6 protein-coding genes are annotated in these 8,954 nt (G+C 40.6%); 2 read left to right on the top strand and 4 right to left on the bottom strand.

Translation table 11 applies throughout. The annotated features are described in order from the left end of the window. Nucleotides 1–217 (top strand): PDZ domain-containing protein (locus tag B2X72_RS04415; RefSeq protein ID WP_286848391.1); only part of this gene is annotated, 217 nt, incomplete at its 5' end. Nucleotides 218–578: 361 nt separating this feature from the next. Next, the gene (locus B2X72_RS04410; protein ID WP_145328162.1) at nt 579–1,010 is read left to right on the top strand and encodes a DoxX family protein; all 432 of its coding nucleotides are present in this window, start codon (nt 579–581) and stop codon (nt 1,008–1,010) included. A gap of 88 nt (nt 1,011–1,098) precedes the next feature. Here B2X72_RS04410 and B2X72_RS04405 read toward each other — a convergent pair whose 3' ends face one another. From B2X72_RS04405 to B2X72_RS04390, 4 genes are all read right to left on the bottom strand, one after another. Continuing rightward, nucleotides 1,099–2,391 carry a hypothetical protein gene (locus B2X72_RS04405; protein ID WP_145328163.1) on the bottom strand — a complete coding sequence of 431 codons (1,293 nt, stop codon included), beginning with the start codon at nt 2,389–2,391 and terminating at the stop codon, nt 1,099–1,101. A gap of 269 nt (nt 2,392–2,660) precedes the next feature. Continuing rightward, nucleotides 2,661–3,554 (bottom strand): discoidin domain-containing protein, encoded by an 894-nt coding sequence (locus B2X72_RS04400; RefSeq protein ID WP_075991200.1) that lies wholly within the window; start codon nt 3,552–3,554, stop codon nt 2,661–2,663. Nucleotides 3,555–3,576: 22 nt separating this feature from the next. Next, a complete protein-coding gene (locus B2X72_RS04395; protein ID WP_075991201.1) occupies nt 3,577–5,409 on the bottom strand; it encodes a RagB/SusD family nutrient uptake outer membrane protein in 1,833 nt (610 codons plus the stop codon). A 50-nt stretch (nt 5,410–5,459) separates the two neighbouring features. Further along, complete coding sequence (locus B2X72_RS04390) at nt 5,460–8,834, bottom strand: TonB-dependent receptor (protein ID WP_286848389.1); 3,375 nt, start codon at nt 8,832–8,834, stop codon at nt 5,460–5,462. Nucleotides 8,835–8,954 lie beyond the last annotated feature (120 nt).

Below are 8,954 nucleotides of genomic sequence, written 5' to 3'. Positions count from 1 at the left end.
CTCGATAAACGGCGTGCTGCTACTTCAGTTGGATGAAAAAGGCAATCTTTATAAAAGCGGTTTGCGTGTCGGTGATGTTGTGTTGAATTACCAGGGCGAGAAAATAGATCAATTAATAGACTTGCAACAAGCGATTAAAAAGCATGTACACGCAGACCAGCCGAAGGTGTTAATTTTTAGAAACCAACAGCAGCAGGAATTAACGCTGCAGCTGTAGCAAATAGTTTTTATTTCCATTAGGACTATTGAGCATCTTGGTCGTCATTATAACAGTGTGTTATCATTTAATGGAGTAGAACATGATATTAAATTCTTATTCGTATTAATTGATGTCTAAGGCTGTACAGCACCCATGTGCTGGCAGCCTTATTGATTTAACTGTGCAATGGATTTAACCACAGGTGATCGCCGAACGATGAGCGAGGAAGTTAAGGTACAACACTGGTATGACAATGAGGGAAGTCTTTGTGGGTATGGGATGGTTGAAACAAGTTTCTTAAACTGGTTTAAGTTTGGACTGTTTTTGTTCTCTTAAATTTGATTTATATCGTTTATACCATATTTATATAATTTATACCATGTATAATCAACTTTTTGTACGTATAGCTGTATCGACAGCATTTTTGTCTGCTGTTGCAGATCGTTTGGGGCTGTGGGGGGCACCGGGGGCATCACATGTTTCCTGGGGAAATTGGGCGAATTTTGTAGCCTACTCAAATACCCTTAATTTTTTTGTGCCTGAATCTTTCGGTAATATACTTGCTATAGGTGCAACATTATTAGAGGTTGTCTTAGCAATCCTATTGCTGATCGGCTATAAACTGCGTTTTACGGCATTCGTTGCCGGGATTCTACTGATCAGCTTTGCGATAGTGATGACACTCTCGTTGGGAATTAAATCGACGTTCGATTATTCGGTTTGGGTAGGAGCGGCGGCCTGTTTTCTACTGCGTACTGCCGATAATTTTCCTATTAGCATAGACCGCTATATTGAACTTCGAAAAAAGTAAATGGATAGATGATCTACTCATTTTAGGAATAGATCTCAAAAAAATAAAAAATGCCGTTAAACGAGTCTGTTTAACGGCATTTTTAGGATTACATTTCCTTTAAGTTTACCTCTTTCTTTTCACCGTCTTTGTCGATGGTAACGTGTTTCTCAATATTGGCTTTGTCGACATAAGATGATCTTGCCGTACCGTAATTTGTCGTGGAACCTGTATACCCCCAATAGTTATAATAATTGGTGTAGCCTGATACATAGGAATAGTTGTAAGAATTGGTGAAATCGAAGCTCGCCATAATCACGTATGCGCCTGGCATGAGATCTGCAAATTCGAAATGCCCCTCATCATCATACACTTTTGCTTTTTTAACCGCATAGCCAAAATCAGGGTCTAATGGAACTTCCTGGACCTTTTTCTGTTTTCGGATCTTTTTATTGACTTCCAGCCATTCTTCGTAATAGGCAGAGTTGGCGAATAGCGTAATTTCTGTCCCTTTTGGAGCATATTGCTTTTTGGCAGTATTCACGAGCCCGCCAAGTTTTTTTCCGGAGCTAGATCGTGCGTAAGCCGTTCCGATAATAACACTGTTCCCTTGAGAAATCTGTTGGGCAGACTGTTCTTTGTTGAATCTATTTTTAATAGGTTGATAGTCCAGTTCTTCGTTTACGGTAATTTCCCACTTTCCGTTTCCCATGGACATTTCCCTTTGCCATAATCGGCGATCTTTCTTATCGATGACATAATTGTAGATGGCTCCGGTACTTTCTTCTAAAAGTGTAACCAGCCAACTGTCGTGCTTACCTGTTTTTGGGGAACCATAACTGTAGCTTTTTACTTCTTTAATGGTATAGTCTTCGACAAAAATGTCCGAATCACTATTGTAATAAAATTGCGGGATGCGCGCTTTATACCCTAGATCTAAAGGTAGAGTTGAAATCAGATGATCTGTCCAGTTAAAATCTACAAAAGGTCTAGTTGGCTGTAAGTTGATCTTTTTTTCCTTTTTAGTTTTCTTCGAATAATAATTACCTGTAATTGTTTCTGCAAAGTTGAGGTTTACTTTTGTTTCCTTGCCATCGCTCGCGTAGCTGATGGACCGAAGTGTTTTTGCGTCGGCAATCGTTGTGCGGATCGAAGTCCAGGCATTGTCTTTCGGAACATAGGTATTGGTTAAGGTCAGCTGATTGTTGGCCGCTACGATATCGTAGGTCAATGATCCTTGTTTGTCCCAGGTGTTATCTTTAACATAATATACCGTATACAGTGATTTTTCTGGTTTGATATAGTTGGTATTGATATCGCTGCTACCAGGGGTGACGGTCTTTTGACATAATCCTACGGCCGGAAGTAAGCCTACTCCCAAAACAAAGGCATATAATTTCATATATGTGAACTATAGTTAATGAAAAACAAGTTGTTTTCTTGTTCGATTTATTTATCTAAGGTAATAAAAAAGTTTTTTATTTTTTGCTGGGGATAGCCTCGTCGAATAGGCTTATGCTATAGCGGAAATTTGACCTCGTATCCCTATTGGAGCTTGTTCGAATATTGATGATATACCGATGAAAAAAATAAAACGGAGGTATTTCTACCTCCGTCGTCATGCTCTTTTGAGCACCAGTGATGATTAGAAAATAATCTTTGTGATAACAATCAATAGTTATCTTCAGCTTCTTTTTCTTTGTCAATGATAGAAGAGCGCATCCGGTAGACATTCATTTCACCTAGATGGGTGTAACTTTTTCCACCGTTTTTAAGGATCATTAGCCGGAAAAATTTGGACTTATAGTTTTTATCAAAAGCCAAACTTTGCTCTTCAGCAACATTTGATGTGGGAAGATTATCTTTTGATGTAAAAACTCTGGTCCACTGCTTGCCGTCTGAACTTATTTCTATTCCCCATTGTTTCGGACGCCCGGCTTCATCGCTATTGTTTTGTCTGAAGAAGTATTTTATGGCGCCAATCTCTTCTTCCTGAGGGAAATTGAGTTGGATCCAATGCGGAAGCGGGGCTGTATTTGCTGACCATGCTGTATGCCAATATGTATTTTTATCGCCGTCAAATAAATTCTTTTTCGGACCCTCGCTGCTTTCCTGTGTATAGGTTTCTACCATATTATCGGTCACCTGTATTTTAGTTAATTCGTTCGGGAAATAGGTCACTTCCGAAGGCCTGACGATTGGCCTAACACTATTGCTGCTTATGATATCTCCGCCAATGCTTGTTTTCTTGTCTTGATTGAACAATTGGACGTTGAAGACATATTCATATTTATTGATCAGCCCATCTATACGCATCGTGTCGGCAAAAGAACTTATATTGATTTTATAGATTTTATCGGGATCTTTTGATCCCGCTTTTTTATATGTAATCTGTCCATAAAGATAATTGTTGTCTGAAGGAAGTTTCCATTTCAGGAGAGTCCCGCCAATACGTGGTTCTGCTTCAACCGAAACCAGTTGTGGTGGTTTGGTCATTTTTATTTCTTCTTTTTTACACGCTATTGCTAAAAAGAGTAGAGCGAATATTCCGATATTGTATTTCATCTTGTGCAATTCATTAAATTAATTAATAACCGGGATTTTGTACCAATTCCTCGTTTTTATTGATCTCTTCCTGTGGTATAGGCATTAAATAATTACGCTGACTAAAACTACGTGGAAAAACGACCGTTGTTATTTTGAAAAACTCTGTATCGGTAGCTCCTTGTATATTCATTCCTTTCGCCTGTTGGTTGAGGTATTGATCGGCGATCATCCAACGTCTTAAATCCCAGAAGCGATGGCCTTCCAAGTAAAGTTCAATGGTACGTTCTTGTCTGACGATGGAACGTAGTGTTGCCTGATTATTTGCGCCGCCAATTGGAGCCCATGCGACATCAATTGTTGGAATGCCCGCACGGACCCGAACGCGGTCAATATATTGTTTGGCAGTATTCAGATCCTGACCATATTCGATTAGCGCTTCCGCGTAGTTCAGGTACAGTTCTGCTAGACGTATCACCGGCCATGGATAATTGACGGAGACCTGCAGTCTGCTTTGGTTCAATTCAGGTGCAATACCTTTTTTGTTGAGATATCCTGTTGGAGAGTAGTTATTAGACCGTCCTTGGATACCGCAATTGTCATTTTTCCTAAACTGAACAAGGATTTGATTGGCACTCCCCCTAACCACTTCATAGTAGCTGTTGTGATAGGCAATCCAGGCATTAAAGCGCGGTTCTCTGTTTAGATTTAACGATAATGTATTACCATTTGGCGTATTTGTTACGCCGTATCGTCCATTATAGTCGTAATTGGGATCTTTGTCAATCGGTAAACCATTTTTACTATAAAAGGATTCTATCAGGGTGAGGGTCGGGGATACCCCATTATAGGACTCACCTTGTGCGCCACTGAGAAATGGAGTAGATTTATTTTGAAAATCGTAAAGACCTTCCCGACGTGTTTCCGCCCAAATCACTTCTTTTGTATTGGCTTTGTCAATAAAAGTAAGGCGTAAGTCCTTTTCAATAGGATTGGCTGGTAGTGCTGTATTGTAGGTACTGTTTTTATACAGCGAAGCTCCACTTTGTTCAGCTGCATCAATGGCTTCTTTAGCCGCTAGAGCTGCACGGCGCCATTTTTCTTTGTCGAAGGTTGTACTGATCAACGCTGTGCCATCCAAGTTTTTGAAATCGGCATAGAAGCTCTGTTTATCACCTCCACCACCGTTAAAGAGCGGTGAGGCTGCATAAAGCAATACTCTAGCCTTTAGCGCCTTGGCAATAACCGAGGAAGCACGACCCCATTCATCCGCGGCTCGAAGAGCAGGTAACTGTCCAGCTGTCTCATCCAGCTTTTTGATAATAAAATCAATACAGGCATCATAAGTCGACCGTTTCGGATACGCTGAAGAAGGTGCGTTGACATCAAACTCTTGGTCTGCAATAACAACTGGACCGTACATGCGGACTAATAGGAAATGATAAAAGCCGATCAGGAAGTTGGCTTCAGCTTTATATTGTGCCGCCTCCTGTGGATCTATCCCGGGAACCTTATCTACATTGCGAATTAAGATATAGCATTGTCGTATTCCTTTGTAAAGGTTATCCCAGTAGGAAATGACAGGACTTGACGCTGTATATTGTCCACGGGGAAATCGAGCAAAGGTTTCATGTTCAAAAGCAGTTGTTACTTCGTCGGAAGTCATCAAATCAATGGAAGAGGTGCCTACCCGAGAATTTGGAATCCACGCATAGCAGGAATACAAATAACCTTTGGCTGAATTTGGATCACGAAAGGCGTCTGCTTCCGAAGGACGTTCATCAGGGACGATATCCAAGAATTTACTGCAGGAAGTGGTAGTCAAAAAAGTCGCGCATGCGAATAATGCAAGGTAGCCTATATATTTTCTTTTCATCTGATAAATCATTTTAAAATTCTATTGATAGTTTTAATCTTGAAGTTGTTTTAATTGAAACGAAGTTGGACTCCGAGATTGAATACTTGCTGTGTCGGATATCCCAAACCATTGCCTCCACCTTGTTCAGGATCCCAAAGTTTGAACTTAGAGAAGGTCAATAGATTATAACCACTTAGAAAAATGCGTGCAAATTTGTGCGAATATCCAATCTCAGCACTTCTGAGTTTTAGGAATGCCCCATTTCTCAGCCAATAAGAAGAAGCTTCAGTATTGTTGAGATTGTCCAATTTGCTCAGTCGTGGATAGGCAGCAAATATGTTAGGATTTTCAGGACTCCAGCGGTCCTCGGCAATAAACTGCAATACATTGCGTACACCTTGATTTCCAAATGGATGGAAACCACTGATCATAAAAGAAGTTCTATCAACTCCCTGTAGGAGGAAAGAAAAATCAAATTTTTTGTAATTGATGGAAGTACTCAAACCATAGACAATTTCAGGTGTTGTTGGATAACCCATTCGAACTCTATCATCGCTATTGATGAGATTTAGACCATCAATATCATTGGTTAGATCTTTATATTTGATGTCTCCCGGAGCGACAAAACCCCCTAGCTGTTGTAATGGACTGTTATCTATTTCGGCCTGATCAATAAATAAGCGTTCAGCAAGATAGCCTAGGTTTGTGCCAATAGAATACCCAATTTGCGAGAGGTTGCGGTATTTGGTAAAGGCTGGCTCATTATTTTTCAGTACGGTGTTATGTGCATATGTAAAGGTTCCACGCATAGATATTCCCCAATCTTTTTCACTTTTGTTCCATTCTAGGGAGAAATCAAATCCCCTATTTCTTACCTCACCAACGTTGCCATACACTTTCGTTCCTGCAGTACCAAATACGTTAGGGATTGTTGCCGAACGATCAACGAAAATATTGGTTCTATCTTCCTGGTATAGGTCGAAAACAATATTGAACTTATTGTTAAGAATACCGAGGTCCACACCAATGTTTTTCTTCTCTGCAACTTCCCAAGAGATCATTGGGTTTGCAAATTGTAAGTAAGTAGGTCCTGTATAAGTCGTATTCTGATCGATACCTGTTGTAAACGATGCTCCATCCAATTTGAGGTCCGAAAGATAAGGAAAACGTCCTCCGCCAATCTGATCATTACCAACCTTACCCCAGCTCCCTCTAATTTTTAAATTACTGACAGCAGGAAATAAATCTGTGAAGAACTTTTCGTTACTGAGTACATAGCCCAAACCAACGGAAGGGAAGAAGCCAAAGCGACTTCCAGTGGCAAAGTTTTCGGAACCATTGTAGCCAAAGTTGACTTCGGCAAGATATTTATTGGCGAAACCATATGTTGCACGTCCCGTAATGCCCTGGCGTCTACGCGGTAGCGAACTGATTAGATCAGCCGGATTATTGACATTGAAATCGGTGGTATTGTAAAGAAATAAACCCGATACGGTGTGATTACCAAATGTTCTATTGTATTCGATGGAGGGCTGGAAATAGATTTCGCGATCACCGCTAGTGCCCGTTTCGGTTCCCAGGGAAAGATTTTGTGGCTGCCCCACCATGACTAGATCGTAGGTATATCCACCTGCAGGATCGGGTGCATAGCTGTTAATCATGTATTGATTGTAGCCACTGGTTCTTTTTGTTGTTGTGTTGCTCCAGTTTTTAAAGGAAACCAAGGCTTTAAATTCTAGCCCTTTTGTAATGAAATCAAGTTTTTGAGCTCCATCAATTGTAGTCAATAAGGTACTTTGGAAACCATTTTGATAGCCATTGACCATGCGGGCAAAGGGATTGATAAAACCATTGTTGACTGTACCACCAGCTTTTCCTCCGTATTGAACGTCTCTTCTGTCAATACCGGTAAATGGAAACATAATAGGGAAGTCCACTGGATTGGCATTCATGATGTCGCCAAATACGCTTGGAGCATCTACACCGGCACCGTAGTAATCACGAAGTTGTGCATTGAGCTTTAAAGCTATTTTGGTGGTTGAAGTAAGGTTAACATTGATATTGTTCTGAAAGCTATACCGTTTGACAGAGACATTGTTGTCAAAAGAGTTGAGGTCAAATTTACGCAATAAACCGTTGCTAATGTTACCGGTTGCACTGAGGAAATAGCCTATTTTGCTGCCACCACCTTGTACATTTAGATTGAGCTCGTTGTTGATGGTACGGGACTTAAACATTTCATTATACCAGTCAACATTAGGATATACATAGGGATCCAAGCCTAATCTTGTGCCGTTTATTTTATCTTGGGAATATAAAATTTCACCAGTACCGCGACCTGTAACCGCTTCATTGAACATCTCCATATAACTTACACCATCAACAAATTTTGGTATGGAAGTAGGTCTTGAGATCTGTGATTGTGCACGTGCTGAAATACGCGGTTTATTGAGGTCTTTACCTGTTTTTGTGGTGATAATTAGGACGCCGTTTGCTCCCCTAGTACCAAATACGGCAGTGGCAGTAGCATCTTTAAGGACTGAGAAGCTTTCGATAACTTCTGGTGCCAATGCGTCCAGGTCGCCTTTGGAGATTGCTACACCATCCAATAAGATCAGGGGATTGGTGGCTCCGCTAAATGTCGATACACCACGAATGAAAAAGCTAGCCCCATCTGCACCGGGTTCGCCCGAACGTTGTACTGCGATTACACCCGAAAGTCTTCCTCCCAATGCATTGGACAGATTGGCCGTTGGGATACGTAAGGTTTCTGGTTTTACTGATTCCAATGCTCCCACGACACTGGTTTTTTTCTGTGTTCCGTAACCGACAACAACAACTTCACTTAAGCTCTGATCGGGACTTAGCTGCATATCAATGCGACGTTTGTCGGCAATGGCAATTTCCTGATTGGCGTAGCCGACATAGGAAAATATTAGTGTCGAATTTGCGGGAACCACAAGAATGTATCTTCCATTGCCATCTGTTGTTGTACCGATTGACGGGCTGTCTTTAACCTTGACACTAACACCATAAAGATTGTTTCCATCATTTTTCACTGTACCTACAATCTCAACCTTATTGTTTTTTTGAACGGTGGGGGCGAGGGGTGTTTTTTTTTCTCTATCCGAAATCACAATGATGCCATTGTCAATTGTAAAGACCAAAGGCTGATGTTCCAATAATTTTTCAAGGGCCTGTTTTAGTGGCTTATTCTGGATATCTATGTTTTGAATAGGCCTTACTTTGTCGAGTTGGCTTGTCTTAATGATAAAATCGACGTTAGTCTGTTTTCTGATTTCTTGAAATGCTTCGGACAATGTAATCTGCTTGTGTTTAAGGGTAACATTTTGAGCAGAGGAGACATGTGTTAAAAAGATAAATGCTGTTAAGAGGACCGCAACTTTTGTAGATCTGTTGCATAATGATCCGATGTATCGCATAGCTTTAATAAAAAAGACAATGCAATACTTACTACACACTTGCGTCCTAAACGTTTAAAAAGTGGCGGTGTTTGGATATAGCAAAGTTGCTATATTTAAATTGCAAAATTATAACACACC

The organism is Sphingobacterium sp. UBA7253 (assembly GCF_002472745.1).
Taxonomy (GTDB): Bacteria; Bacteroidota; Bacteroidia; order Sphingobacteriales; family Sphingobacteriaceae; genus Sphingobacterium; species Sphingobacterium siyangense.
The sequence above is the reverse complement of the archived record's forward strand: the minus strand, read 5'-3'. Positions and strand labels throughout refer to the sequence as shown.